This is a genomic window from Nocardia miyunensis NBRC 108239, from assembly GCF_001613065.1.
Taxonomy (GTDB): domain Bacteria; phylum Actinomycetota; class Actinomycetes; order Mycobacteriales; family Mycobacteriaceae; genus Nocardia; species Nocardia miyunensis.
In genome coordinates this window covers 1-1,293 of the sequence record NZ_BDBQ01000194.1, presented here as the reverse complement: position 1 = coordinate 1,293, position 1,293 = coordinate 1, and the positions used below count along the sequence as shown (strand labels likewise).

General features: G+C 65.4%; 1 protein-coding gene and 1 pseudogene. Both read right to left on the bottom strand.

Annotated elements, in window-relative coordinates; genetic code table 11:
* A partial coding sequence (locus tag NM2_RS51210) for a putative bifunctional diguanylate cyclase/phosphodiesterase (protein ID WP_245718599.1) occupies positions 1–969 on the bottom strand: 969 nt, incomplete at its 3' end.
* A 41-nt stretch (positions 970–1,010) separates the two neighbouring features.
* A pseudogene (locus tag NM2_RS53320) lies at positions 1,011–1,280 on the bottom strand (GGDEF domain-containing protein); the annotation flags it as partial.
* Positions 1,281–1,293: the final 13 nt, after the last annotated feature.

Genomic DNA, 1,293 nt, shown 5'->3' with positions numbered 1-1,293 from the left:
TCCCCGTGGGTTTTCGAGGAAGGCGCGGAGCTGGTGGGCTGGGAGTGGGTGGGAGAACAGCCAGCCCTGGTAGAGGTCGATTCCGAGTCGGTCGAGGGCCTGGAACTGGCCGGTGGTTTCCACGCCTTCGGCGACACATCTGCGTCCCATCGCGCGGCCGATGCCGGTCATGGCTTGGGCGATGGCGAGGTCGCCGGCGTCGGTTTCCACGCTGGAGACGAACTGGCGGTCCAGTTTGATGATCTGTGTGGGTAGGTCTTTGAGACGGGCCAGCGAGGAGTAGCCGGTTCCGAAGTCGTCCAGGGCGAAGCGCACGCCGCGTTCGGCCAGCTCGACCATGGCTTCCCGGGACTGTGTGGGAAGGTCGACCAGGGATGTTTCGACTACTTCCAGGACTACGCGGCGCCAGTCGATGCCGCATTCGGTGATGACCGCGGTGATCGTGTCGACGAATTCCGGATCGTGGGGCAGCAGATCGGACAGGTTGACCGCGATGGCCACGGGGTGCCCGTCCGACGTGGGCCAGCTGGATGCCTCGTGTAAGGCGGTGTGCAGCACCCAGAGGTCCAGTGCACGCAGCATGTTTGCTTGCTCGGCCACACGTAGGATCACCTCTGGTGAGAGCAGGCCTCGTTCGGGATGCGGCCAGCGCACCAGCGCCTCGGCCATCGCGACGGAATGGTCGCGAGTCATGATCGGCTGGTAGTGCAGGACGAGGGAGTCGGTGTCTATTGCCGCGTGCAGTTGCTCTTCCAGGCCGAGTTGTGCTTCCACGGTGGCGATCAGGGCGGGGGTGGCTAGCGACACGCGGCCGGGTCCAAGGCTTTTCGCATGAAACATCGCCGCGTCGGCGTAACGCAGCAGATCCGAGCCGATGGTGTTCTGGTCGAGCATTGCGGCGCCGACCGAAGCCGACACGACCACCGGCCGGCCGTGCACGGGTATGGTCGTGGACAGCAGTCCTGCCACCCAGGTCGTGAAGGGCTCCAGGCCCCGACGGCGTCGACATCCGGACAGATGATCAGATACTCGTCACCCGAGAGCCGGGCCGGTGTGGTCCCTGGCGGCAACCTGTTCGTGAGGAGCCACGCCAGCGCCTTCAGCAGTTCGTCGCCGGCGTCGTGGCCCAGCGCATCGTTGACCCGTTTGAAGTTGTCGATGTCGCAGAACAGCACGGCGACCTGTGCAGCGCCACCGTGCAGCAGGCTGCCGAGCAGCTCGTTGAGGCCGGCGCGGTTGAGCAGCCCGGTCAGATCGTCGTGGGTGGCCTGGTAGCGCAGTGTTTCGGTAAGA